Raw genomic sequence first — 25,923 nt, forward strand, 5'->3', positions numbered from 1 at the left:
CCCCCGATCTGTCGGACTTCTTCCCTTTTGCTCTTTTCTAGTGACCGCAAGGTAAATCAGGTGTAAGGGGGGTGCCGAAAGTCAGCCGGGCGTGATGAAGGACGTCTCGTAGGCGAGGATCACCGCCTGCGTGCGGTCGCGGGCCTGCAGCTTCGCCAGGATGTTCCCGACGTGCGTCTTCACCGTCTGCGGGCTGACGAACAGGTCCTCGGCGATCTCCGCGTTCGAGCGGCCCTTGGCCATGAGCCGCAGGACGTCGCCCTCCCGCTCGGTGAGCTGCCCGTGCCAGCGCGCCCCGTCCGCCGCGGCGGACGGGGCGTGCCGCGCGGCCAGCTCGCGGATCGCGGCCGGGAACAGGAGGCTGTCGCCGTGCGCCACCATCCGGACGGCCTGCAGGATCTCCTCCGGGCGCGTGCGCTTGAGCAGGAAGCCGTTCGCGCCCACTTTCAGCGCGTCGTACACGTACTCGTCGTTCTCGAACGTCGTGACCACGATGATGCGCGGCGGTTCCGGGATCGTCTCCAGGATGCGGCGGGTCGCCTGGATGCCGTCCAGGCGCGGCATTCGCACGTCCATGAGGATCACGTCGGGACGCAGCCGCTTCACCGCGTCCAGGACCTCCGCGCCGTCGGCGGCCTCGCCCACCACGGTCAGGTCGTCCTCGGCCTCGATGATGGCCGCCAGACCCGCCCTGATCAGCCGCTCGTCGTCGACCAGCAGCACCTTGATCGTCATGCCCGCGTCCCCCGTCATCCCGCGCCCCCCGTCACGTCCGCGTCCCCGGTCATGATCCGGACCTTAGCGGGAGCGACACGTGGAACCGCCAGCGGTCTCCGTCCGGCCCGGCGGTCATCTCGCCGCGCAGCACGGTGACGCGCTCGCGGACGCCGCCGAGGCCCCGTCCACCGCCGTGATCGGCGCCGGCGGCCGCCGACCTGTCGAGCGGGTTGCTCATCTCCATCTCCAGCCGTTCGCGCTCCACCCCGAGCCGCAGCCGCACCGGGACCCTTCCCGCGTGCCGCAGCGCGTTCGTGAGCCCTTCCTGGACGATCCGGTACGCCTCCCGCGACACCGCCGCCGGAACCTGCTCCACCTCGTCGCCGATCTCCGCGTCGAGCTTCACCCCGGCGATCCGCGTCTGCTCCAGCAGCCGCCCGAGGTCCTTCAGCGTGGCCTGCGGGGCGGCGGCGTTCCTGGACGCGTCCTCCCGCAGCAGCCCGAGCACGTGGTCGAGGTCCTCCAGCGCGGCGCGGGCCGATTCCTCGATCGCGCCGAGCGCCTCGCGGGCGAACGCCGGGTCGGCGTCCAGGACCCGTCCCGCCGCGGCGGCCTGGAGGGTCACGACGCTGAGCGCGTGGCCGACCGAGTCGTGCAGCTCCCTGGCGAGCCGGTTCCGCTCGGCGAGCTTGACGGCCCTGGCCTCCATGTCGGCGAGCTTCTCCGCCGCGGACGGCCCGAGGAACCACGGCGCCAGCCGCGACAGCAGCTCCCCCGCGCCGACGATCAGCGCGAGCAGCGCGGCCAGCAACGCGAGCCCGACCAGCGGCGCGGGCCACTGGTGCCAGGTGTCCTGCCAGCCCCAGGAGTCGAGGAACCGGGTGTCCCAGGTCACCAGCGGCGCGAGGATCATCACGACCGCGAACGGCGGCACCGTCAGGCTCAGCCCGCTGACGACCACCCCGGTGCCCAGATGGAGGCCGAACCACGCCCCGGCCCGCGTCCTGCTCTCCCAGGACCGCGCGGTCCCGGGCACGATCGACGCGGCCGGGCCCTTGAGCAGCTCCTTCGCGAGCGCCCCCTCCAGCAGCCGCGCCGCCGGCACGAGCCCCGTGACGAACGTCGCCGCCGCCGGCATGAACAGCAGCATCAGCACGGCCTCCACGACGCCGTTGGAGAGCGGCAGCAGCGGGATGAGGCTGATCCCGAGGAACCAGTACGGCATCAGCAGCGCGCCGCCCACGACGAGGTGGGACCAGCGCAGCCAGGTCGTCCGCTCGATCAGCGGCCGGAGGACGCGCAACACACCATCGATCCTGGCAGATCAGCGGGCCCGTCCCACTCCCCCGCGAGAGGGAGAAGGGGAGGTCACTCGGGCTTGTCGCGTTCGGCGAGCTTGGCGAGGCGGGCGTTGTAGGCGGCGAGCTCGTCGTCCTCGGCCCGCCCGCCGGGGGCCGCCGCGCGGTCGGCCTTGCGGTCCAGGCGCTTCGCCTGGCGCTGGTCGTGCAGGTACCACTGGACCGCCAGGACGATCAGGACGAGGAACGTCGGCACCTCGCCGAAGCCCCACGCGATCGCACCGCCGGTGTGCTGGTCCTTCAGGATCGTCGTGCCCCACTCCGGGTCGACGGCCGCGTACCAGGCGCGCGCCAGCGGCTCGCCCAGGTTCATCAGCGCGATGCCGAAGAACGCGTGGAACGGCATCGTGACGAACAGCAGCAGGAGCCGTCCCGGGTAGGGCAGTTTCTTCGGTGCGGGGTCGACGCCGAGCAGCACCCAGAAGAACAGGCTTCCGGCGAGCAGGAAGTGCAGCGACATCGCCATGTGCCCGAGGTGGTTGCGCATCGCCGACTCGAACAGCGGCGTGAAGTACAGCGCGAACGTGCTCACGATGAAGATGAACGTCGCGACCGCCGGATGCGCGATGACCGCGGTGTAGCGGCTGTGCAGCATCGCGGTCAGCCACTCGCGCGGGCCCCGGTCGCCGCGGACGCGCGCGGGCTTGAGCGCGCGCAGCGCGAGCGTCACCGGCGCGCCGAGGACCAGGAAGATCGGCGCCAGCATGTTCAGCACCATGTGCTGCGCCATGTGCACGCTGAACAGGATCGGCGCGTACTTCGCGACGCCGGTCTCGGTGACGGCGACGATCGTGACCAGCCCGATGAGCCAGGCCACGGTGCGTCCGAGCGGCCAGGAGTCGCCGCGCCGCCGCAGCCGGACGACCGCGGCGAGGTAGAGGCCGCCGAGCGCGACGACCAGCACGACGAACAGCAGGTCGAGCTGCCACAGGGTCGCCAGCCGCACCGGGGTGACCTGCGGCGGCATCTCGTAGCCGAGCAGCGCCTTGACCGGGGACTCCGGCTCGGCCGGCGCGGGCGGCGCGGTGCGGGCCAGCGCGACGGCCAGGCCCATGGCGGCGCCCATCACGGCGGCCTCGACGGACGCGAGCCGCGCGAACGACCACGGCTTGCCCGCCGCCACGGCCGGGAGGGTGCGGCTCCGGTGCCACCAGCCGAACCAGCCCAGCAGGACGAACGCGGCGATCTTGCCGAGGGCGAGCCGCCCGTAGTTCGTCTCGACCAGCTCGGCCGGGTCGGGCAGCCGGGCGATCACGTTCACCAGGCCGCTGGCGCCGACGACGACGTAGCACCACAGCGCCATGCGGCTGAACCGGTCGGCCATGACGGGCAGCCGGTCGCGGCGGAGCAGCGCGTGCACGCCGACGGCGGCGAGGCCGCCGACCCACGGCGCGACCGCGGCGACGTGCAGCGCGACGCCGGTCGTCGCGACGGTGTGGTTGGCGGCGGACGCCGAGTGCCCGGTCAGCGGCGCGGGCAGCAGCGCGATCCCGGCCAGCGCGAGCAGCCCGAACGCGGCGGCGGGCGTCGTGGTGGTGCGGGCCAGCAGCGCCACGACGACGGCCAGCAGCACCACGATCATCAGCGCGGTGCCCTGCGGCAGCGAGCCGACGTAGCTGCTCAGCTCGCTGCCGGTGACGACCTGCTCGACCGGCTGGCCGAGGACGTCGGCGACCGTGAACACCAGGGTGGCCGCGGCGGCGGCGGCCCAGACGGCGGCGAACCAGGACGCGGCGTGCAGGTAGCCGACCGCGTCCTTGGACAGCCGACCGGGCCCGCGCTCGCCCTTGGCGGGGCTCTCGATGGGCAGGAGCGCGGCGGCGGCGATCAGGGTGCCGACGGTCAGCGCGGACAGCAGGTCCATCGCCGCGCGGGACGCGGGCAGCCCCCACCGGGTGAGGACGCCGGCGTCGCCGAGGCCGGGGATGACCTTCTCGGTGACGGAACCGCCGAGCACGAGCCCGCCCACCAGGACGGCGCCGCACGCCGCCACCGCGATCACGGCGGCGCGCAGCACGCCCAGGGCGGCCCTGCTGACGTCCGGCTCGACGTCCGGTGATCCTTGGGTGCTCATGGGAGGCCGGGTTCTGTAAAGGCGACGGGGCGTCTCTACCTTACTGAGCCCCCGCCACCGGGCCGTCCCGGGTCGGCGGGCGTCCCGGCCCCGGCTACACGCCGACGCAGGTCAGGGCGCGGCGGTAGGCGGCCATGCGGGGTTCCTCCGCGGTGCCCGTCTCGGCGAGGACCTCGGCCAGGTCGAACCACGCCTGCGCGGCCTCCCGGGAGGACTCCATCTCCTCCAGGCAGGTGGCGGCGCGGGTCAGCACCTCCACGGCGCGGTCGCGGTGGCCGAGCCGCACCGACGCCTCGCCGAGCACCGTCAGCGCCCCGGCGGTGGCGCGGCGGGGCGCGTCGCCGAGCAGGTCGAGGGCCTCTTCGGCGAGCCGCACGGCCTCGGCGGGACGGCCGAGCGCCGTCTCCGCGCGGGCCAGCTCGGTCAGGCACCAGGCGACGTCGATCTCCCCCGACGAGCTGGCGTTGATCTCGCCGCGGACGCGGGTGAGCAGCTCGCGGGCGCGGGCCGCCTGGTCGGGCCGGGCGCGCAGCAGCAGCCCGGCGTAGATGACGCGGAGCCGGTTGAGGTTGCGCGGGTCCTCGCCGTCGCCCGCGAGCATCAGCGCCCGCTCGGCGAGGGTGACGCCGTCCTCGTACTCGCCGCGGATCTCGGCGACGTAGGCGGCCTCCCAGTAGGCGACCATCCGGGCGCGTGGGCTGCCGATCCGCTCGGCGCGCTCCACCAGCTGCGTGGCGAGCTGCCGGGCGCGGACGAGGTCGCCGCGCTCGATGAACGCGGCGAGCAGCGCGGCGCCGAGGTGGACGGCGGCGTCGGTGGAGTCGGCGCCGGTCGCGATGAGGTGCCGCAGCGCGTTCTCGGCGGCCTGCACGCCCGCGCTGGTGTCGCCGCGCTCGCGCAGGCAGCGGCTCAGCGCGACGTGGACCTTCGCCCAGTGGTCGAGGTCGGTCTCGGCGGAGGCCTCCTCGGTCAGCGCCGTCAGCTGCGCGATGGCCTCCTCCAGCTCGCCCGCGGCCTCCAGCGCGAGCGCGTGGCCCCAGCGCGCCTGGTGCAGCATGTCGGGCAGCGCGACGGCGTCGGCGCTGGCGAGCACCTCGGCGAACCTGGCCCGCGCCTCGGCCGCCGCGCCGTTGCTCAGCGCGATCTCGGCGTAGTCGAGGGTGACGCGCAGCTCGTCGACGACGTCCTCGCTGACACCGCTGACGAGGTAGGTCGCCGAGCAGTTCAGCTTCGTCGCGAGCAGCTCCACCACGCTCGGGGCCGGCACCCGCTTGTCGCTCTCGATCAGCGAGATGTAGCTGTCGGACAGCTCGGGGAAGGCGAGCTGGGCCTGGCTCACGCCCTGCCTGATGCGCAGGGCGCGGATGCGCTGCCCCAGTGTCTCCCGGTCCATCTGTGACCACCGCCTACGGGATGCTCGCCGGCTGCGCCGTGCGCAGGACGAGGATGAAAACGACTCGCTCGCCAAGTGTGCCCAGATCACGGCCGGTCGGCGCGGTGATTCCGCTGATTCGGTACCGGGAGCGTGCTTGGCACCCGCGCAGGGTATACCGGCTACCCTGTCCACGCCATTTCGAGATCACGCTGGAACGCGGAGCGCACGCATGTCCGACACCAACGCCGCCAAGACCGACGAATCACCGCCGGCGGGCGGTGGCGGACCGCTGGAACGGCTCTTCGATCTTTCCGCGCGCCGGACGACCGTGCCGCGCGAGCTGCGCGGCGGCGTCACCACGTTCTTCGCGATGGCCTACATCATCCTGCTGAACCCGATCATCCTCGGCGGGGCGAAGGACGTCACCGGGGCGACGCTGTCGATCCCGCAGCTCACGACGATGACGGCGCTGTCCGCCGCGATCGCCACGGTGATCATGGGGCTGGTCGGGAACGCGCCGCTCGCGCTCGCCGCCGGGCTCGGCATCAACGCGGTCGTGGCGTTCCAGGCGGCGCCGGTGATGACCTGGCCGCAGGCGATGGGCCTGGTGGTGATCGAGGGCGCGGTCATCGTGCTGCTGGCGCTCACCGGGATCCGCGAGCGGATCATGAACTCGATCCCGCTGGCGCTCAAGCACGCGATCGCGGTCGGCATCGGCGCGTTCATCGCGCTGGTCGGGTTCTATGACGCGGGGTTCGTCTCGTCCAGCGACGTGAGCCCGCCGCTGGCGCTCGGCACCGGCGGCCACCTGTCGACGTGGCCGGCGCTGGTGTTCGCGCTCACCCTGCTGCTGATGATCGTCCTGTACGTGCGGCGGGTGCCGGGCGCGATCCTGATCAGCATCGTCGCCGGGACGGTCGGCGCCGTGGTCATCCAGGAGAACGCGACGGTCAAGGAGGGCGGCTGGGGCGTGGTGACCCCGAACATGCCCGACCAGCTGTTCGCCACCCCCGACTTCGGGCTCTTCGGGGAGTTCGACCTGTTCGGCGGGTTCGCCGAGGCGGGCGTGATCACCGCGCTGGTCGTGCTGTTCACGCTGGTGCTGTCGGGGTTCTTCGACGCGATGGGCACGATCCTCGGCGTCAGCGACGAGGCCGGGCTGCTGGACGCGAAGGGCCAGGTGCCGCGGCTCGGCCGGATCCTGTCGGTGGACGGCCTGTCCGCCGCGTTCGGCGGCGTGACCAGCTCGTCGGCCAACACCGTGTTCGTCGAGTCGGCGGCGGGCGTCGGGGAGGGCGCCCGGACGGGCCTCGCCAACCTGGCCACCGGCGCGCTGTTCGCGGTGACGCTGTTCCTCACCCCGCTCGCCGCGACCGTCCCGGCGCAGGCCGCGGCGCCCGCGCTGGTCGTGGTCGGGGCGCTGATGATGACGCAGGTCGCCAAGGTCGACTGGGGCGATCTGGACATCACCATCCCGGCCTTCCTCACCATCGTGCTGATGCCGTTCACGTTCTCGATCACGATCGGGATCGGCGGCGGGATGGTGAGCTTCGCGCTGATCAAGCTGGCCCGGGGCCGGTGGCGCGAGGTGTCGGTCTGGCTGTGGCCGGTGGTGCTGCTGTTCCTGCTGTTCTTCGCGATCGAGCCGATCGAGGAGTGGCTGAACGTGCGGTAGCCGCCGCAGGTCGCGTGCCGCCGACGTCTTTTCTGGGCAACTCTCCGTTCATTTGGAAGTCCCGGACGCGCTTGCGGGTGTCAAATAGTGCCGTCATGGCGTAAGCAGAAGGTAGGGCCTTACCCCCCGGCGTGAAAGGCGTGCCTGTGGTGTCCGCGGACTCTCCCCCGCACCTGTCCCCGCCGGGTCATGTCGTGCTGGCGCCCGGCAGGTTCCCGGGGGCGCTGACCGCGGCGCAGGCGGCCCGCCATCTCGCGGCCGGGCTGCGCCGCGCGCGGCCCGGCGTCCCGCTGGTCGAGCTGCCGGTCGCCGACGGCGGGGAGGGCACCGTCGAGGCGGCGGTGGCGGCCGGGTGGCGGCGGGTCGAGGTCGAGGTGTCTGGGCCGACGTGCCGTCCCGTCACCGCGCGGCTGGCGATGAACGGCCACAGCGCGGTGGTGGAGCTCGCGGAGGCGTCCGGGCTGCGGCGGCTGCCGGGCGGGAAGCCGCGGCCGCTCGCCGCGTCCAGTTTCGGGACGGGACAGCTGCTCGGGCACGCGGTGCGGCTCGGCGCGCGGCGGATCGTGCTCGGGCTCGGCGGCGGCGCCTGCACCGACGGCGGCGCGGGCCTCGTGCAGGGGCTCGGCGGGCGGCTGCTCGACGCGCTCGGCAAGGACCTGCCGCCCGGCGGCGCCGCGCTGCGCTCCCTGCACGCCCTCGACCTGCGCGGCCTGCCCGACATGTCGGGCATCGAGGTGGTGGTGGCGGGCGATCCGGCGGGCCCGCTGCTCGGCCGCACCGGCGCCGCCGCGGTGGACGGCCCCCGGCGCGGCGCGTCCCGCGAGGAGGTCCGGCTGCTGGACGCGGGCCTGCGCCGCTGGGCCGACCTGGCGGAGGCGGCGTCCCGGAAGGCGGCCCGCGACCTGCCCGGCGCCGGGACGGCGGGCGGCGTCGCGTTCGCCGCGCTCACCTTCCTCGGCGCGACGTTCGAGCCCGGCGCGTCCCTTATGCTCGATCTGCTCGGCTTCGCCGGGAAGGCTCGCGGTGCACGGCTGGTCGTCACCGGGGAGGGCTCGCTCGACACCCGCTCGCTGCGCGGCACCGCGCCCATCGGGGTGGCGCGCGCCGCCGCCCGCGCGGGCGCGCCCGTCGTCGCCGTGGCCGGGCGGCGCGGTCTCACCGGCGAGCAGCTCCGCAAGGCGCGGATCCAGGGCGCCTACGCGCTCGCCGATATCGAGCCGGATCCGGAACGGCGGGTCCGCCGGGCGGGTCCGCTGCTGGAGCAACTGACGGTCGCGATCGCCGACGAATGGCTCCCGCCGACGGGCCCGTAGGGGGACCGCTCCAATGGTCGCCTGAAATTCCCATTCTCGGTAGCACCCTAACGACCGCCACGCCCGGGTTAGCCCTCGCTACAAGATCACTTACAGGCCGCTCACCGGCACGGGGTCACGATCCGTAATCTTCTACTGGCGCGAGAGGTGGTCTTCGGCATCCTCTCCCTCTATGCTTGGCAGCCGGGGAGTGAGTAACGGAGAGTCTGAACATGGGCCTTATTCGCGATGAGGACTTTTTGAGCCTCTGGCGCGAGCATGGAAAGGAACTGCCTTGGCGGGGGTACGCTCACCGGCTGAGCGTTCTGGTAGACGAAGAGGTGACCGAAAGCTACGTCCGCGTGTGGGTGCAGCGTAATCGCGAGCGCCTCCAGGAGCAGTACGGGGTCACGGTCGGAGCGCGGCGAGTCCGCGCCGACCGCGAGTTCGAGGCATGGCCTGACCTGCCACGCCAGGAACGCAACCAGAGCCTGTACCGGCTTCTCGAATACCACGCACGAGTGCGCGCACTGGGCCTCGACAATCTCGCCGTTTCGGTGCGGGAAATGTACGTCACCGCGGTGCGCAACATCCGCGACGATAATCAGATCATCAGATACGACCCCCATCAGGGTCTCTACCGCGACACCCGCACACCGGACGAGGCGGCGGCCGATCCGGACTACGAACGGATCTCCGAGCCGAAATCCTCGTACGCGGCGCGGCGGCAGCAGAAGGTTGTCAGCGACTAGGCGATCGAGTCACCTCTACCGGATGCCTGACTACTTCTTGTAGCCTCTGTTCGGGCTTAACTCCTTGATGGGGGAGGAACTGCAAGGGGGTAAAGGGGTTTGAGAGGGTCGGCTACGTGAGTGATATCAGGTCATTGGTCAGTACCGAGGTTGTTGCCGACACATACCTGGTGGCCCCCAACGGAGGTGCTCTCATCTTCGTCGCGGACCGGACCCTCATCGCCTATGACCAGCCGGAAGAGACGTCCGAGCAGGACGACGCCTGGCTGGACGCGGCACTCGACTCCTACGGCGTGACGCACCTTCCACCCCCCTCCTACGTCGTGGACGGAGAGCTCGCCGGCTGGCGATGCTGGACGGTCCCGCTCGGCTCCACCGTCCCGGGCGGCGTCGCCATCCGAGGGCCCGGCCGTGCCGGGACGCCCCCGTAGACGTCCCGGCACGGTCACGGCGCGATCATGGTGCGGTCACACTCGGTGAGCGGCGACCGGGGCGGCGACCGCCTCAGGCACCCGCACCCACGGTGGTGAGGACGGTGCCCGCGGCGTGCTGACCGCCGGCTGGTGCAGCAGCCGGATCCGCACCACCCGGTACGGGCTCGGCGCCCCCTCCGGCCACACCCCGTGGACGGTCAGGATGCAGGCTCCACACTGTGAGCACACCAGCAGGGGCGGCAGCGGCGCCCGATCCGACAGCCGGCCGAGGATCACCTCCAGGGTGGGGATCTGCGAGCACCCCGGCTGCGGTCCCTGGCACCGGTCGGTCTCCTCCATCACGGCCTCCTCCTCCACGACGCCCTCGTCCACGAGGGGTTCCCCGGTGGCGCCCGCGGCTCCCGCGGGCGATGACGCCGCCGCCGGCGGCGAGGCGGTGCACCGCCGCCCCACCAGCGGTGATCTTGGTTTCACAGCGGCGCAGCGGGCTGCCGCAGCCGCAGCCGCAGGTCCGGCGGCGGGCGAGCCGCCACTGCTCCCGCAGCAGCACGATCAGACACATCAGCAGCCCGGCGACCAGCACCGACAGTGCCGAACCGAGCGCATGGTGCAGTCGCTCGAAGGCCGGAAACATGAAATGCTCTCTCATGGCTCCTCTCCTCACAGAGGACGGTCAGGACCCCGCCGTGGCAGCGGCGGGGTCCCCAGTGTTACATGGGCTAAAACTTTCGTACATCACGAGTTGATCACAAAGCATCGTGCGCCTCGATCTGGCCTGCCTGGAGCGATCCATTTCCAAAGCCCCGGTTCGAGCACGCAAAAACGCCCCCGGGTGAACGGCTCGCCGCGCGTTCCGATGGGGCGTGTTCACCGGAACGGCCGAAGCGGTTCACCCGGAGGCGAGATCGGGGCCTGGCGGCACCTCCAGAATTCTCTGCGCCGCCGCGTTTAGCCCATGCTGCGTTCGGGAGAGTAGCGACGGGGGAGCCCGATCGCTCGGACTCCCCCGCTACCCGTGACCCCCGTCCTCGCCCACAACCCCCCAGTTACATGAGCGAGGACGGGTAGCACCTTTCCCCCGAGTGGTGCTTAGCCCATGAAACACCATCGCTGTGACCCTGTCCACTCAATCCACTCCGCGGGTGGCGCGAATCCGCCACCACAAACATCTGGACACGGACAAAATCGGAGGTTGGCGACAAGTTTCCGGACGCGGTCGGCACAAACACTTGCCTGACTCTCTTAGCCCTTGTAACTTGTTGGTTGTCCGGCTCGGCCAGAGGTCACAGATGGCCACGCTGATATCCCGCAGTCGGGTCGGGCGCTTTCACCGGCACTCACTCCCCAGTGGCCGCCGGTGGACGGCCAAGGGGCCCTCACCTTCCAGGTGGGGGCCCCTTACACTGGGCCTGGATCGCCGTGGCTCGGACCGCGCCGGCGGGGCTCACCCGCCCGCCCGTCACCAGGCATGATTTACACCCTGTCACGGAAAAGGCCGATGCCTTTCCATGCTGCGCATAGCCGGAGGGTGACTCCGGACAGCAGGCTGGGAGGCGTAACAGCCTGGTCGGCGTTGACAGAGGAGCTCCCGTGAAGATCGGCGTCCCGCGCGAGGTCAAGAACCATGAGTACCGGGTGGCCATCACCCCGGCCGGGGTCCACGAGCTGACCCGCCACGGCCATGAGGTGTTCGTCGAGCGCGGTGCCGGGCTCGGCTCCGCGATCCCCGACGACGACTACGTCGGCGCGGGCGCCAAGGTCCTGGACGGCCCGGACGAGGTGTGGGCCGAGGGCGACCTGATCCTCAAGGTCAAGGAGCCGATCGAGCCCGAGTACCACCGGATGCGCGCGGGCCAGGTCCTGTTCACCTACCTGCACCTGGCCGCGTCCCGCGCGTGCACGGACGCGCTGCTGAGCGCGGGCGTCACGGCGATCGCGTACGAGACCGTCCAGCTGCCCGACCGCTCCCTGCCGCTGCTGGCGCCCATGTCGGAGGTCGCCGGGCGCCTCGCCCCGCAGGTCGGCGCCTACCACCTGATGGCGTCCAACGGGGGCCGCGGCGTGCTGCCCGGCGGCGTGCCCGGCGTGGCGGCGGCCAGGGTCGTGGTCATCGGCGGCGGCGTGTCCGGCCTCAACGCGGCGCAGATCGCGGTCGGCATGGGCGCGGACGTGACCGTCCTGGACGTCAACGTCGACCGCCTCCGCCACATCGACGCCATCTACCAGGGCCGCCTGCGCACGCTGGTGTCCAGCGTTTACACCGTCGAGCAGGAGGCCCGCGCCGCCGACCTCGTCATCGGCGCCGTGCTGATCCCCGGCGCCAAGGCGCCCAAGCTCATCTCCAACGACCTGGTCGCGAGCATGAAGCCCGGCTCCGTCCTCGTCGACATCGCCATCGACCAGGGCGGCTGCTTCGAGGACTCCCGCCCGACCACCCACGCCGACCCCACCTACCGGGTGCACGAGTCGACGTTCTACTGCGTCGCCAACATGCCGGGGGCGGTGCCGAACACGTCCACCTACGCGCTCACCGGGGTCACGCTCCCCTACGCGCTCCAGATCGCCGAGAAGGGCTGGCGGCGCGCCCTGCAGTCCAACGCCGCCCTCGCCCGCGGCCTGAACACCCACGCCGGCGCCCTCGTCTACGACCACGTCGCCGAGGCGCACAACCTCCCGCACACCCCGCTCGCCTCGATCCTCGACTGAGCCGTGGACACCGGCCCCGGCCGGGTAGACCCTCCCCCATGGGTGAGCTGATCTTGCTGCGGCACGGGGAGACCGAGTGGAGCCGCACGCACCGCCACACCGGGCGGACGGACGTGCCGCTGACCGCGCGGGGCGAGGAGCAGGCGCGGGCGCTGCGCGGGGCGCTCGGCGGGCGGCGCGTCGGGCGGACGGTCGCCAGCCCGGCGGAGCGGGCGCTGCGGACCGCGGAGCTGGCCGGCCTGCCGGTCGACGACGTCGACCCCGACCTGTGGGAATGGGACTACGGCGGCTACGAGGGCATCACCTCGGCGGCGATCCGGGAGGACCGGCCCGGCTGGTTCCTGTGGGACGACGGCGTGATCCCCGGCGACGCCGGGCACCCGGGCGAGACCGTCGAGCAGGTCGGGCGGCGGGCCGACGCCGTCCTCGCGCGGGTGCGTCCGCTTCTGGCCGATGGCGGCGCGGGCGGGGACGTCGCGCTCGTCGCGCACGGGCACGTCCTGCGGGTGCTGACGGCGCGGTGGCTCGACCTGGAACCGGCGCGTGGACGATCGTTCGCCCTGGCGACTGGGACGGTGTCGGCACTGGGCGCCGAGCACGGCCGCCCCGTGATCACCGCTTGGAACGTGCCGCCCCGCTGAGCCGTGCAGCGCATAAAGTACCCATAGGGGGACGTCCCCCCGAGGGGTATCCGGGCGTGCGCCCCCGACGGATTGTGAGGACGGAGATGGCGACCAGCGAGACCCCCACCCGCGGGTACACGGCGACGAAGGACCAGCTGCAGACCCGGCTGGCCAGGATCGAGGGCCAGGTGCGCGGCATCGACCGGATGGTCGAGGAGGACCGCTACTGCATCGACATCCTCACCCAGATCAGCGCCGTCCAGGCCGCGCTGGACAAGGTGGCGCTCGGCCTGCTGGACGGGCACGTGCGGCACTGCGTGGCGGAGGGCGCCGAGGAGGGCAAGAGCGAGGCGATGTCGACCGAGCTGATGGCGGCCGTGGGCCGTCTCATGCGCCGCGGCTGACCGTCACCGCCCCCTGCGCGGGGCGCTTCCCACGGGCCGGAAAGCACACGCCGGAGCCGTGTCCCCGGCCCGGCGCGCGAGAACCCCGGTCCGGACGCGCTGGACGAGCCGATCGGGTGAGCTTCGCGGCGGCGCCGGTTCAGGACGCGATGGTCCAGGCGGCGAGGTCGGCCTCGTGCTCGCGCGTGAGGCGCCTGGCCCGCCGGGCGTCCGGGGTGTAGCGGTAGCGCTCCGGGACGACGCGGATCGTCCGGTGCAGGCCCTTGAGCGTGATCGTGGCGGCCAGGTCGGACGTCGGCAGGCCCGGCAGCCCGTACATGCGGCGGGCCCAGCGCGGCAGCGTCGCGACGACCAGCATGCCGATGCCGGGCGCGGCGAGCTTCAACGGCAGCAGGTGCCGCGGGACCGCCGGGCTGAACATGCGGCGCAGCCCCTCGCGGGCCTCCCGGCATGCCCAGATCCGGCGGCGCATGTCCGCGTAGTAGTCCTTCATCTCCGCGACGGAGGCGGGGACGTCCGCCGGGTCGAGGCCGACGACGGCGGCGGCGCGGCGCTGCTCGTCCACGAACGCGTCGGCGTCCGCGGCGGTCAGCGGCACCCCGGCGCGGCGCGCGACGTCCAGGTAGGAGTCGACCTCGCCCAGGTGGACCCAGAGGAGGTTCTCGGGGTCGTCGACGCGGAACGTCTCGCCGGTGCCGTGGTCGAGCCCGGTCAGCCTGGAGTGCAGCTTGCGGACCCGGCGGCCCACCCGCTCGACCTCGTCCTCCGTCCCGTAGGTGCGGACGCGGACGAACTCGACCGTCCGGCCGAGCCGCTCCCAGGCGGTGGAGGGGTTCATGAGCTCGGAGTTCTGCGCGGTCCCCCACATCGTCCTCGGGTGCAGGGCCTGGAGGAGGAGCGCCCTGATCCCGCCGACCATCAGGACGGGCTCGCCCATGACGCGCCAGGTCACCGAGCCGGGCCCGAACAGCCCGTGGTCTTCGTCGTGCACGTCGACCGCCTTCCGCCGCCGCGACCGGCCGGCGACGTCCCCGCCGACCGAGTAACCGTTAACTTACTTAATCACGGCGCGGACCCCACGATCAATCCTCGGTCTCGTCCTCCACCGCTTCGTCTCGCTCGCCGGGCTCGGTCTGCTCGGTGATCCAGGCGAGGTAGTCCATGCTCCCGGCGACGACCGGCGTCGCGATGATCTCGGGGGTGTCGTAGGAGTGCACCTCGGTGATCAGCGAGGCGAGCTCGTCGAACCGGTCGGCGGACGTCTTGAACAGCACCATCCACTCCTCCGCCGACTCGATCTCGCCCTCCCACCAGTAGGTGCTGGCGATCGGGCCGAGGAGCTGCGCGCACGCCGCGAGCCGCTCCGCGACCGCGGACTTGGCCAGCTCGGCCGCCTCGGAGCGGGAGTCGGTCGTGGTCGTCACCTGCACGTAAGCGTGGGCCATGGCACGACTCCTTCCCCCTTGCCGGGTGGACACGCCGGCGCGCGCCCGCCGGGACACGCCCGCATGCGCGCCGCTACCGCACCGGCTGGACGACCATGGCGCTGCCGCCGCCCCGCCGGCCGGGCTCCGCGACCGCCTGGACGAGCCCTGGCCGCACGATCTCCAGCCCCGTCGCGGCGCCGATCACGCCCGCCGGCGGGCCGGGGAACACCTCCAGCCGGTGCCCGCGGGCCGCCAGGTCGCGCCCGTACCAGTCGATGAACGCCTGCTCGGCGAAGACCTGCGGGGTGTTGCGCTGCGTCGCGCGCGGGAAGCTCAGCGCGGTCGGCAGGTCCATGCCGAGGTCGAGGCGGCTCATCAGGATCTGCAGGACGGTCGTGATGATGGTCGACCCGCCGGGCGTGCCGAGGGCCAGCTTCGGCTGCCCGTCCTTGAGGACGAGCGTCGGCGACATGCTGCTGCGCGGCCGCTTGTTCGGGCCGGGCGCGTTCGGGTCGGCCGGGCCGCCGGGCGGGGGCGGCTGCAGGGAGAAGTCGGTCAGCTCGTTGTTGAGGAGGAAGCCGCGCCCGGGGACGGTGATGCCGCTGCCGCCGAACTGCTCGATCGAGATCGTGTAGGCGACGACGTTGCCCCACTTGTCGGCGACGTTGAGGTGCGTGGTCTGCGGGCCCTCGAACGCCAGCGCCCGGGTCTGCGTGCCGGGCGGGACGCACGGCTCGTAGGAGCCGTCCGGCGAGCCGGGCGCGACGGGCGCGGCGGCGGCCTCGTCCGGCTTGATCAGGCAGGCGCGCTCGCGGGCGAACCCGGACGAGAGGATCTCCTCCAGCGGCACGTCCACCTTGTCGGCGTCGCCCAGGTAGCGGCCGCGGTCGGCGTAGGCGAGCTTGGACGCCTCCAGGTAGTAGTGCAGCGCCGTCACCGGGTCGCGCCGGTCGAGCCGGAAGTTGCCGAGGATGCTGAGCGCCTCCCCGACCGTCGACCCGCCGGACGACGACGGCGGCATCCCGTACACGTCCGTCCCGCGGTAGGAGACGTGCGTGGCCTTGCGCATCAGCGCCCGGTAGCCGGCCAGGTCGCGGGCCTCCATCAGGCCCGGACGGACGATGCGCGTGGCGGCGTGGTCGACCGGCGGTTTGGTGACGGTCTGCACGATCTCCTTGCCGAGGCGCCCCTCGTAGAACCACTTCGGGCCGCGTTTCGCCAGCTCGCGGTAGGTGTCGGCGAGGTCGGGGTTGCGGAACGTCGAGCCGACGTCCGGGAGCTGCCCGTCCGGCAGGAACAGCTCGCGGGTCGGGACGATGTCGCGGAAGCGGGCCTCGTTCACCGCCGTCTGGTCGCGGAACTCCTGGTCGACGACGAAGCCGCGATCGGCCAGCTTGATGGCGGGGCGTAGCAGGTGCTTCATGTCGCGGGAGCCGAAGCGGCGCAGCGCGAGATCCCACTGCGCGAGCGTGCCGGGCACGCCGACGCCGAGCCCGCTGGTCACGGCCTGGTCGAACGGGATCGCCTTGCCGGTGGCGGGGTCGACGAAGCTGTCCGCCCTCATCAGCACGGGCGCGAACTCGCGGCCGTCGATGGCGTGGACGCGGCGCGTCTTCGCATCGTAGTAGGTCATGTATCCGCCGCCGCCGAGCGCCGCCACGAACGGCTCGGTGACGCCGAGCGCGGCCCCGGCCGCGACGGCCGCGTCCATGGCGTTGCCGCCGTCCTTCAGCACGTTCAGCGCGACCTGGCTGGCCTCCGGGTCGACCGTCGACACCGCGCCGCCGTAGCCCGTTGCGACGGGCTGCTTGACCGGGGGTGCCGGCGGGCCGGGCGCGGGGAGGGAGGCGAGGGTCCGGGCGATGGCGGGCACGCCGGGGACGGTGAGGGACGCGGCGACGGCGATCGCGGCCACGAGGACGGCCTTGCGGCCCGGCCGCCGCCGGCGCCGGCGCGAGGCCGCCGGCGCGGCCGGTCCGGCCGAGGCGATCGATCCGGCCGGAGGAGCCGATCCGGCCGGTGCCGTCGATGCCTTCGAGGACGATGGGGAGCGGAACATCGGGCCTCCAGATGAACGCGGCGCCCCTACCGTGTCACCGATCTTCGTCCGATGCCACCGTCCGCACCGGCCGACCCCGGACGCCCGGCGCACGCCCTTCCCGCGGCGGGCCGCCGGACCTGCCGGCAAAGATCATAAAGCGCTTTCCGGAGAGCAAATCGGCGATTTTCCGCCGTCCCCGTCCCCCGAAACTCCTGCGAGTGTTAGCCCAGCGTGAGGGGGACGCTGCGGCATGTCGCCGACCGGCGGGTTTGGCAGGATCCGACAACGCCCGGACGGCAGCAATCCCGGGGAAAACGTTGCGATTATGCTCATACCTGGTGAATTCTTAGGGACTTCGACAAGCCGTCATCTCGCGAACAGCGGCGCGGGTTCAGGCCTGGGGGGACACCTATGACCTGGGACATGCGCATGCGCAACAACATGTTCCGGCGCCTGCCGGTCGAGCAGGCGACCGGGCGGCTCTACGGAGGCCGGCACCGGCTCCGCGTGGTCTACCGGACCCGCGACCTGGTCGTGCTCGGCCTCGGCGTGATGATCGGCTCCGGCATCTTCAAGATCGCCGGAGAGCAGGCCACCTCGACCGCGGGCCCCGGCGTGCTCGTGTCGTTCCTCATCGCCGGCGGCGTGTGCCTGCTGGTCGCGCTCGCCCTCGCCGAGCTGTCCTCGATCATTCCCGTCGCGGGCAGCGCCTACTCGTTCAGCTACGTCGCGTTCGGCGAGGTCTGGGCGTGGATCGTCGGCTGGGCGCTGATCATGGAGCTGATGCTGGCGACCGCCGTGCTGGCGCGGGTCTGGTCGCTGTACGCGACGCAGGCGCTGGCCGACTTCGGGGTGCCCGTCCCCGGCTGGCTCGGCGAGGTGATCGGCCAGGTGAAGGGCCCGGACGTGTTCGCGTTCGGCATCCTGCTGCTGGTCGCCATGATGCTCGCCACGGGCAGCCGGCTGAGCCTGAAGACGCTCTGGTTCATGGTGATGGCCAAGGTCATCGTGATCGGGCTGGTCATCGCCACCGGCCTGAAGTTCTTCAGCCCCGGCAACCTGACGCCGTTCGTCCCGCCGTCGCGGCCCGCGCCCGAGGGCGACAAGACGATGCTGGACGCCATGCTCGGCGCCCTGGGCGGCGGAACGCCCGAGGTCTTCGGCGTCTGGGGCCTGTTCGCCGCCGCGCCCGCGATCGCGTTCGCCTACATCGGGTTCGACCTGATCGCGACGTCCGCCGAGGAGACCGACGACGCGCCCCGCAAGGTGCCGCGCGGCATCATCACCGCCCTGGTCACCGCCGTCGTGCTGTACGCGGCCGTGGCGGTCGCGCTCGTCGGCATGGTCGGCATGGACGGCTTCGCCAAGCTGAACCCCGACAAGCTGCTCATCGCCGCGGCGTTCGACTCGGTCGGCGCGGGCGCGATGGGCAAGCTCGTCGACGTCGGCGTGGTGCTCGCCCTGACCACCGTCATCCTGGTGCTGCTGATCAGCCTCACCCGGGTGGTGTTCTCGATGTCGCGGGACGGGCTCCTCCCCCGCCCGCTCGCGCACATGAGCCGCCGCTACAAGGTGCCGTCCCGGGCGACGATGCTGTCCGGCGGCATCGCGCTGGTGATCTCCCAGACGCTGGACGTGCTCACGCTCGAGCAGCTCGTCGTGATCGGGACGCTGTTCGCGTTCCTGTTCGTCCCGGTGGCGGTGGTGGCGCTGCGGCACAGCCGGCCCGACCTGCACCGCCCGTTCCGGGTGCCGATCGCCCCGGTCACCGCCGTGGTGACGGTCATCGCGGTCGGCTGGATGATGCTGAACCTCAAGGTCCAGACCTGGGGGTACTTCGGGATCTGGATGGTCGTCGGCGTGCTGCTGTACCTGGCGTACGGGCGCCGGAAGAGCCAGATGAAGCTGCTGCTGGACGAGCCGCCGCCCGAGCGCCCGGCCGCCCGGCTGACCGCGCCGCCGCCCGGCGTCCCCGCCCTGCCCGCCCCGCCGCCTCCGGGCGCCGGGCAGCCGTACCCGCCCGGCGGCCGGGCCGGCATGGGGACGGGCGAGTTCCCGGGCCAGTACGCCTCAGGCGAGTATCCGGGCCAGTACGCGTCCGGTGAGTATCCGGGCCAGTACTCGCCGGGTTCGCCGGGGAGCCGGCCGGGCGAGCAGCGTCCGGGCGCGCCGGAGAGCCCCTACCCGACCGGGCGCTACTCGACGGGACGGCACTCCTCCGGCCAGTTCTCCTGGGAGTCCGACGACGATCCCCGGCAGTCGGCCCCGCCCTATCCGCCTGGGTCGGGCGCGTCCGGCGGCTACGAGGCGCAGGACCGCGACATGCGCGACACCTCCGCCGACCTGTTCGGCGGCAGCAACCCGTTCGCCTCGGGCGAGTACCCGGCCGGGCCCTACGACTCGGGCTCCTACTCGTCGGGTCCGTCAGGTTCGTCAGGTCCGTACGACTCGGGGGCCTACGACTCGGGGAGGTCCGACTCCGGGCCCTACACGTCCGGGCAGTACGGCTCCGGTTCCTACGGCTCCGACCCCTACGGCGCGGATCCCTACGGTTCCGGCTCCTACCAGCAGGATCATCGCGAGGGCGGGCCGCCGCGCGACGGCGAGCACGAGGAGCCGCCGCCGCACGGCGGGCGCCACCGCCGCTGAACCGGCGACTCATGGGACAGAATCCCGAAAAGTCGGTTTCGTAAGGTTTTGCCAAACGTAGCGGGCGCCGCTCCCGGACGGGAGCGGCGCCCGCTTCGCATCTCCGCACGATAAGGGCTGGACACCCGCACCGGTCCGGGCTATGTTGTACTCAACTTGAGATGAACTCAGTTAGAGATTTACTCGGTTCGAGATCAACAGTGGAGGGGTGCGGGATGACTCCGGATCCTGGGCGCGACGAGAGCGAGTTCCTCGCGAACTACGACCCGCGCGACTACGACCCGGTCTCCGTGACCGTGGACGTGGTCGCCCTCACCATCCGCGACGGCGCGCTGCACGTGCTGCTGGTACGGCGCGGGAACGCCCCGTACGCCGGGATGTGGGCGCTGCCCGGCGGGTTCGTCCAGGCGGGCGGCCCGCTCCAGGGCACCGACGCCGAGGACCTGCCGGACGCCGCCGTCCGCGAACTGGCCGAGGAGACCGGGCTCAGCGCCAAGGGCGGCGTGCTCGGGCGCGTGCACCTGGAGCAGCTCGGCACCTACGGCTCCCCCGGCCGTGACCCGCGGATGCGCGTCATCTCCGTCGCCTACCTGGCGTTCGCGCCTGAGCTCCCCGACCCGGAGGCGGGCGGCGACGCGGCCGACGCGGCCTGGGTGCCGGTGGACGCGCTCGGCCTCACCGAGTCCGGCGGCCAGCGCCCGGGGACGACCCGGCGGCTGGCCTTCGACCACGCGCGGATCCTGTCCGACGGCCTGGAACGGGCGCGCGGAAAGCTGGAGTACACCCCGCTCGCGGCGGCGTTCTGCGGCGCCGAGTTCACGATCCCGGAACTGCGCTCGGTCTACGAGGCGGTGTGGGGCGAGGAACTGCACGCCGGCAACTTCCACCGGAAGGTCCTGTCCGTGCCCGGGTTCGTGGAGAGCACCGGCGAGACGTCCGACCGGGGCGGCCGGCGCGGCGGCCCGAAGCCGCGGCTCTACCGGCCCGGAGACGCCCGCCTGCTGCACCCCGCCTTGCTGCGGCCGTCGCGGGAGGAGGAGATCAGATGAACGACCGCGAGCTGGACGACGCGCTGGCGCGGCTCGACCGGGTCCGCGTGCCGGCCGATCTGTTCGGGGACGACGAGGCCGAGGCGGCGCGGCGGTACCGGCGGCTGGTGCGGCTCGTCCACCCGGACGCGACCGGCGGCCGCACCCGCGACGCGTTCGTCCGCCTGAACGCGCTGTGGCGCACCTACACCCGCGACGACGCGGCGGTGATCACGACGCGCCGGCACTCCTACCGCCTCGCCACCGGGGGCGACGGCGACCCGATCGGCGGGGACCTGGCCGAGCTGTACGCGGCGCGCCAGGAGTCCCGCGGGCGCGACGTGCTGCTGAAGATGCCACGCGACCCGCGCGACAGCGACCTGCTCGAACGCGAGGCCGTGGCGCTCCGGCAGCTCCCGAAGGACGGCGACGGGAAGTTCCTGCCCTACATCCCGCGCCTCATCGAGACGTTCCGCCACAAGGACGCCTCGACCGGAGCGCAGCGGCAGGTCAACGCGATCGCCGCGCTGGACGGCTTCCACACCCTGACCGAGGTCGGGCAGGCGTACCCGGACGGCGTCGACCCGCGCGACGCGGCCTGGATGTGGCGGCGGCTGCTGGTCGGCCTCGGATTCGCGCACCGCGCGGGCGTCCTGCACGGCGCCGTCCTCCCCGACCACGTGCTGATCCACCCGGAGAAGCACGGGCTGGTCCTGGTCGACTGGTGCTACTCCGTGCCCGGCTGCCACGCGAACGTCGACCCGTCCGGGCGCGTGCCCGCGATGGTCGACCGGTACGCCGGCTGGTACCCGCCCGAAGTGCCCGGACGGCGACCGGCGAGCCCCGCCACCGACCTCTACATGGCCACCCGGTGCATGACCGGCCTGATGGGCGACAAGGCCCCCAAGGCGATGCGCTCGTTCGCCCGCGGCTGCCTGCTGCCGGCGCAGAACCGGCGCCCGTCCGACGCCTGGCGGCTGCTGGCCGAGTTCGACGAGCTGCTGGAGCGGCTCTACGGCCCGCGGCGCTTCCGCCCCTTCCACCTGCCCTCCCTCCACTGAAGGAGATCCGTCATGGGAAGCGGACACTGGTCCACCGACGTCTACTCCGCCCGCGCGAGCTACCGCGCGTCCACCGGCGCCAGCGCGTTCGCCTACTCCGACGGCGGCGCCACCACCGTCCACCCCGACCTCGATCCGCGCGGCGTGACCGTGCGGGAGAGCCGGGACTCGGCCGACCACCCCGAGTCGCTCGCGATCGGCGTGCTGTTCGACGTCACCGGCTCGATGGGCACCGTGCCGCGGACGCTGCAGACCAAGCTCCCCGACCTGCTCGGGCTGCTGCTGCGCAAGGGGTACGCCGAGCACCCGCACATCCTGTTCGGCGCGGTCGGCGACGCGACCTGCGACCGGGCGCCGCTGCAGATCGGCCAGTTCGAGGCCGACAACCGGATGGACGACGACCTCGGCAAGATCCTGCTCGAAGGCGGGGGCGGCGGGCAGATGCGCGAGTCGTACGAGCTGGCCATGTACTTCATGGCCCGGCACACCGCGATCGACTGCTTCGAGAAGCGCGGCAAGCGCGGCTACCTGTTCATGATCGGGGACGAGCTGGCGTACCCGAAGGTCAAGAAGCACGAGATCGCGAAAGTGATCGGCGGCGAGCCGGACGAGAGCGTCCCGGTCGCGGAGATCGTCCGCGAGCTGCAGCGGATGTACGACGTGTACTTCATCATCCCCCAGGGCGCCTACCACGCCGGAAGCCGCGAGCTGACGGACTTCTGGCGCGACCTGCTCGGCCAGAACGTCCTCTACCTGGACGATCTCGACGCCGTCTGCGAGACGATCGCGCTGACCGTCGGGCTCGGCGAGGACGCCATCGACCTGGAGGAGGGCCTGGAGCACCTGGAGGAGGCCGGTTCGGACGCGGGCGCGTCGGTGTCACGGGCCCTCGCCCGGCTGGACGCGTCCCGCGCGCCGGTCGCGGTGTCGTCCGCGCCGCCCGGGCTGGGCGTCACGCCGGGCGCCCCGTCCAGGACGACGCGTCTCTGACCATGGGACACGTGATCGTCGTCGACCTCGGCTTCGGGGACGCGGGCAAGGGCACGGTTGTGGACCACCTCTGCTCGGCTGGCCCCGTGGCCGCGGTCGTCCGGTTCAACGGGGGCGCGCAGGCGGCGCACAACGTCGTCCTGGACGACGGGCGCCACCACACCTTCGCCCAGTTCGGGTCGGGGACGTTCACGCCCGGCGTCCGGACGCACCTGTCCCGGTTCATGCTGGTCGACCCGCTGGCCCTGGCCGCCGAGGCCGATCACCTCCGGGCCCTCGGCGTCGCGGACGCGCTCGACCGCCTCACCGCCGACCGGGACGCGCTGCTGACGACGCCGTACCACCGGGCCGCGAACCGCGCGCGGGAGTCGGCGCGCGGCGCGGCCCGCCACGGGTCGTGCGGCATGGGCATAGGCGAGACGGTCGCCTATGCCCAAACGCACCCCGACGCGCCCCGCGTCGGCGACTGCCTGTCCCCGATCCGCCTCCGGCGTCGCCTGTCGGAGTTGCGCGACTGGTACCGCGACGAGTTCCCGTCCGGCGAGGACGTTCCGGACGTCGACGCGTGCGCCGACGCCTTCACCGCGTTCGCCGGGCGGGTCGAGATCGTCCGCGCGGAGCATCTGCACCGCCTGCTCCGCACCGGGTCCGTGGTGTTCGAGGGCGCCCAGGGCGTCCTGCTGGACGAGTGGCACGGCTTCCACCCGTACACGACCTGGTCGACCACCACGTTCGCCAACGCGGAGACACTCCTGGCGGAGGCGGGCGAGGCGGCCGGGTCCGCGACGCGGCTGGGGGTGCTGCGCGCGTACGCGACCCGCCACGGCCCCGGCCCGTTCGTCACTGAAGATCCGGCGCTCACCGCGGACCTGCCCGACCCGCACAACCTCGCGGGCCGCTGGCAGGGCGCGTTCCGTGTCGGGCATCTCGACGCCGTCGCGCTCCGCTACGCCCTGGACGTGACGGGCGGCGTGGACGGCCTGGCGGTCACGCATCTGGACGTCGCAGGGGCACGTCCGGACCTGCGCGTCTGCCTGGAGTACGAGATCGACGGCGAACGGGTCGGGCGGCTGGAGGCGGGGCCGCCCGACCTGGACCGCCAGGCCGCGCTCACCCACCGCCTGCTGCGGGCCCGTCCCGGCTATGCGCCGCTGGGCCGCGCGGAGGAGACGATCGAGGACGTCCTGCGGACCCCGGTCGTGCTCCGCTCGTACGGCCCGGCCGCGTCCGCCAAGAAGGCGGTGAAGGGTCTGGCCACCTTCGGACGAGCATTGACGTGAGCCCCCGCCGAGACCAAGATCGCGCAGAACGGCGCAGATCTTCCGGAGGTGGGCGTTGCGTCTCCCCCAGCGCACCCTGTCGTCCCTCGCGGCCATCGTCGCCGCCCTCGCCCTGCTGACCGTCCCGCCCGCCACGACGGCGGCGGCCCATCCCGGCGGTGACGGCTGCGACCCGATCGACCCCGCCGCGTGCCTGCTGCCGTTCCCGAGCGACTGGTACACGGTCCGCGACGCCCGCACCCCGACGGGCCGCCGCGTCCACATGGGCGCGACGGTCGAGAACGCGCTGGGCGTGCCGATCTCGCCGCAGGAGTGGAACCGCGCGGACGGCTTCTCCCCGGGGTCGATGCTGCTCAGCCGCGTCCCGGGCGTCGACCTGGCGCGCAGCGGCGCGGCGCCGATCACCGACATCGGCGCGTCGCTGCGCCGCGACGCCCCGATCGTCATCCTGGACACCGCGACCGGGGAGCGCTGGCCATACTGGGCGGAACTGGACGCGAACGCGCCCGGCGACCGGAAGGCGCTGATCGTCCGTCCGGCGCGCAACTTCCGGGAGGGGCACCGGTACGCGGTCGCGCTGCGGAACCTGCGCGACGCGTCCGGGAACCTGATCGAGCCGAACGCCGCGTTCGCGAGGATCCTCGGGCCGCGGCTGCCGTCCGGCGACCCGCTCGCCGAGCGGCAGCGGCAGGAGCGCCGGGTCCTCGCGGAGCTCGAACGCGGCGGCGTGAGCCGCGACGGCCTCTACCTGGCCTGGGACTTCACCGTCGCGAGCCGCCAGAGCCTGACCGGCCAGGTGCTCCACATGCGCGACGAGGCGCTCCGCGACCTCGGCCGCCGCTCGCCGCCGTTCACGGTGACGCAGGTGACCGACGACGTCGACGACGAGATCGCCCGCGAGGTGAAGGGATTCGTCCACGCGCCGAGCTACCTGAACCTGCCCGGCGGCCCGCCCGGATCGTCCCTCCATCGCGGCCGGGACGGCATGCCCGCCCGGCTGCCGGGCAACACCCAGCCCGTCCCGTTCCAGTGCGAGATCCCGAGGTCGGCGTTCGAGAGACCCGCGCGTCCCGCCCTCTACGGGCACGGCCTGCTCGGCAGCGAGCGCGAGGTCGGCGCGGGGAACGTCAAGGCGATGGCCGCCGAGCACGGCTTCATGTTCTGCGCGACCAAGTGGATCGGCATGGCGGACGAGGACGTCCCGAACGTCGTCGCGGCGCTCGGCGACCTCACCCGCTTCCGGACGGTCGCCGACCGCCTCCAGCAGAGCCTGCTCGGCTTCACCTTCCTCGGCCGCGCGATGACCCGCGGCTTCGGCGGCCACGAGGCGTTCCAGGACGGCGCCGGCCGGTCGCTGATCGACCACCGGGCCGGGCTGGCCTACGACGGGAACAGCCAGGGCGGCATCATGGGCGGCGCGCTCACCGCTGTGTCCCCCGACATCCGCCGCGCGGTCCTCGGCGTCCCGGGGATGAACTACACCACGCTCCTGAACCGCAGCTCCGCCTTCACCCAGTTCGGGCGCGTGCTCGACCTCTCCTACCCGGACAAGCTCGACCAGCAGATCGCCCTCGCGCTGATCCAGATGCTGTGGGACCGCGCCGAGAACAACGGGTACGCCTGGCACATGACGGACGATCCGCTGCCGCGCACGCCGGAGCACCGCGTGCTGATGCACGTCGCGTTCGGCGATCACCAGGTCGCGCCGGTGGCCGCCGAGGTCCAGGCCAGGACGATCGGCGCCCGCGTCCACGCCCCGGTGGTCACGGCGGGCCGCAGCCCCGACAAGGAGCCTTACTGGGGGATCCGGACGTTCGGCTCGTCCTACGCCGGGTCCGCCATGGTCGTCTGGGACAGCGGGTCGCCCGTCCCGCCGCTGACGAACACGCCCCCGGCGGCGGGCCGCGACCCGCATTCGGACCCCCGCGGCAACGCCGGCGCGCGCCGCCAGAAGGCGGTGTTCCTCACCACCGGCAGGGTCGTGGACGTCTGCGGCGGAGGACCCTGCGTCATCACGCCCTGACCCCTACCTGAGAT

The 25,923-nt window shown here is 72.7% G+C and carries 21 protein-coding genes; 13 read left to right on the forward strand and 8 right to left on the reverse strand.

What is annotated here, in order from left to right; all coding sequences use genetic code 11:
• Positions 1–81: 81 nt before the first annotated feature.
• The 4 genes from ACH34S_RS15265 to ACH34S_RS15280 all read right to left on the reverse strand — a co-directional run bounded on the left by ACH34S_RS15265 (position 82) and on the right by ACH34S_RS15280 (position 5,542).
• Positions 82–753 (reverse strand): response regulator, encoded by a 672-nt coding sequence (locus ACH34S_RS15265; RefSeq protein ID WP_395953245.1) that lies wholly within the window; start codon positions 751–753, stop codon positions 82–84.
• Positions 754–784: 31 nt separating this feature from the next.
• On the reverse strand, positions 785–2,023 hold the full coding sequence (locus tag ACH34S_RS15270) for a sensor histidine kinase (RefSeq protein ID WP_395953246.1): 1,239 nt from the start codon (positions 2,021–2,023) through the stop codon (positions 785–787).
• Positions 2,024–2,085: 62 nt separating this feature from the next.
• Positions 2,086–4,149, reverse strand: a complete 2,064-nt coding sequence (locus ACH34S_RS15275; protein ID WP_395953247.1) for a cytochrome c oxidase assembly protein — start codon at positions 4,147–4,149, stop codon at positions 2,086–2,088.
• A gap of 94 nt (positions 4,150–4,243) precedes the next feature.
• Positions 4,244–5,542: a helix-turn-helix domain-containing protein gene (locus ACH34S_RS15280; RefSeq protein ID WP_395953248.1), complete on the reverse strand. Its 1,299-nt coding sequence runs from the start codon at positions 5,540–5,542 to the stop codon at positions 4,244–4,246.
• A gap of 211 nt (positions 5,543–5,753) precedes the next feature.
• On the opposite strand from ACH34S_RS15280, the gene ACH34S_RS15285 reads away from it, so the two are divergent.
• The 4 genes from ACH34S_RS15285 (at position 5,754) to ACH34S_RS15300 (ending at position 9,674) form a co-directional block, all read left to right on the forward strand.
• Entirely contained in the window at positions 5,754–7,199 is a 1,446-nt protein-coding gene (locus ACH34S_RS15285; RefSeq protein ID WP_395953249.1) for an NCS2 family permease, read from the forward strand.
• A gap of 149 nt (positions 7,200–7,348) precedes the next feature.
• The gene (locus tag ACH34S_RS15290) at positions 7,349–8,512 is read left to right on the forward strand and encodes a glycerate kinase (RefSeq protein WP_395953250.1); all 1,164 of its coding nucleotides are present in this window, start codon (positions 7,349–7,351) and stop codon (positions 8,510–8,512) included.
• Positions 8,513–8,724: 212 nt separating this feature from the next.
• Positions 8,725–9,243, forward strand: a complete 519-nt coding sequence (locus ACH34S_RS15295) for a hypothetical protein (protein ID WP_395953251.1) — start codon at positions 8,725–8,727, stop codon at positions 9,241–9,243.
• A 170-nt stretch (positions 9,244–9,413) separates the two neighbouring features.
• Positions 9,414–9,674 (forward strand): hypothetical protein, encoded by a 261-nt coding sequence (locus ACH34S_RS15300; RefSeq protein WP_395953252.1) that lies wholly within the window; start codon positions 9,414–9,416, stop codon positions 9,672–9,674.
• A gap of 36 nt (positions 9,675–9,710) precedes the next feature.
• On the opposite strand, the gene ACH34S_RS15305 is transcribed toward ACH34S_RS15300, so the two are convergent.
• Positions 9,711–10,049 carry a hypothetical protein gene (locus ACH34S_RS15305; RefSeq protein ID WP_395953253.1) on the reverse strand — a complete coding sequence of 113 codons (339 nt, stop codon included), beginning with the start codon at positions 10,047–10,049 and terminating at the stop codon, positions 9,711–9,713.
• A gap of 1,218 nt (positions 10,050–11,267) precedes the next feature.
• On the opposite strand from ACH34S_RS15305, the gene ald reads away from it, so the two are divergent.
• The 3 genes from ald (at position 11,268) to ACH34S_RS15320 (ending at position 13,410) form a co-directional block, all read left to right on the forward strand.
• Positions 11,268–12,383, forward strand: a complete 1,116-nt coding sequence (ald, locus tag ACH34S_RS15310) for an alanine dehydrogenase (protein WP_395953254.1) — start codon at positions 11,268–11,270, stop codon at positions 12,381–12,383.
• A gap of 38 nt (positions 12,384–12,421) precedes the next feature.
• Positions 12,422–13,024 carry a histidine phosphatase family protein gene (locus ACH34S_RS15315; protein WP_395953255.1) on the forward strand — a complete coding sequence of 201 codons (603 nt, stop codon included), beginning with the start codon at positions 12,422–12,424 and terminating at the stop codon, positions 13,022–13,024.
• An 86-nt stretch (positions 13,025–13,110) separates the two neighbouring features.
• Complete coding sequence (locus ACH34S_RS15320; RefSeq protein WP_132179370.1) at positions 13,111–13,410, forward strand: metal-sensitive transcriptional regulator; 300 nt, start codon at positions 13,111–13,113, stop codon at positions 13,408–13,410.
• Between the two features lie 139 nt (positions 13,411–13,549).
• Here ACH34S_RS15320 and ACH34S_RS15325 read toward each other — a convergent pair whose 3' ends face one another.
• The 3 genes from ACH34S_RS15325 to ggt all read right to left on the reverse strand — a co-directional run bounded on the left by ACH34S_RS15325 (position 13,550) and on the right by ggt (position 16,896).
• Positions 13,550–14,401, reverse strand: a complete 852-nt coding sequence (locus ACH34S_RS15325; protein WP_395953256.1) for an oxygenase MpaB family protein — start codon at positions 14,399–14,401, stop codon at positions 13,550–13,552.
• A 91-nt stretch (positions 14,402–14,492) separates the two neighbouring features.
• A complete protein-coding gene (gene cutA / locus ACH34S_RS15330; RefSeq protein ID WP_395953257.1) occupies positions 14,493–14,855 on the reverse strand; it encodes a divalent-cation tolerance protein CutA in 363 nt (120 codons plus the stop codon).
• A gap of 73 nt (positions 14,856–14,928) precedes the next feature.
• Positions 14,929–16,896 (reverse strand): gamma-glutamyltransferase, encoded by a 1,968-nt coding sequence (ggt, locus tag ACH34S_RS15335; RefSeq protein ID WP_395953258.1) that lies wholly within the window; start codon positions 16,894–16,896, stop codon positions 14,929–14,931.
• A 405-nt stretch (positions 16,897–17,301) separates the two neighbouring features.
• Between ggt and ACH34S_RS15340 the strand changes: the two genes are divergently transcribed.
• The 6 genes from ACH34S_RS15340 (at position 17,302) to ACH34S_RS15365 (ending at position 25,909) form a co-directional block, all read left to right on the forward strand.
• The gene (locus ACH34S_RS15340; protein WP_395953259.1) at positions 17,302–19,527 is read left to right on the forward strand and encodes an amino acid permease; all 2,226 of its coding nucleotides are present in this window, start codon (positions 17,302–17,304) and stop codon (positions 19,525–19,527) included.
• Between the two features lie 215 nt (positions 19,528–19,742).
• Positions 19,743–20,576, forward strand: a complete 834-nt coding sequence (locus ACH34S_RS15345) for an NUDIX domain-containing protein (RefSeq protein WP_395953260.1) — start codon at positions 19,743–19,745, stop codon at positions 20,574–20,576.
• On the forward strand, positions 20,573–21,616 hold the full coding sequence (locus ACH34S_RS15350; protein ID WP_395953261.1) for a molecular chaperone DnaJ: 1,044 nt from the start codon (positions 20,573–20,575) through the stop codon (positions 21,614–21,616). The genes ACH34S_RS15345 and ACH34S_RS15350 overlap by 4 nt, the downstream gene beginning before the upstream one ends.
• A 12-nt stretch (positions 21,617–21,628) precedes the next feature.
• Positions 21,629–22,606, forward strand: coding sequence for a hypothetical protein (locus ACH34S_RS15355; protein ID WP_395953262.1), 978 nt, complete (start codon positions 21,629–21,631; stop codon positions 22,604–22,606).
• A gap of 2 nt (positions 22,607–22,608) precedes the next feature.
• Complete coding sequence (locus tag ACH34S_RS15360) at positions 22,609–23,886, forward strand: adenylosuccinate synthetase (protein WP_395953263.1); 1,278 nt, start codon at positions 22,609–22,611, stop codon at positions 23,884–23,886.
• Between the two features lie 55 nt (positions 23,887–23,941).
• Positions 23,942–25,909: a hypothetical protein gene (locus ACH34S_RS15365; protein WP_395953264.1), complete on the forward strand. Its 1,968-nt coding sequence runs from the start codon at positions 23,942–23,944 to the stop codon at positions 25,907–25,909.
• The last annotated feature ends 14 nt before the right edge of the window (positions 25,910–25,923 follow it).

Origin of the sequence: Actinomadura sp. 3N508 (genome assembly GCF_044326375.1) — a bacterium.
Taxonomy (GTDB): Bacteria; Actinomycetota; Actinomycetes; order Streptosporangiales; family Streptosporangiaceae; genus Spirillospora.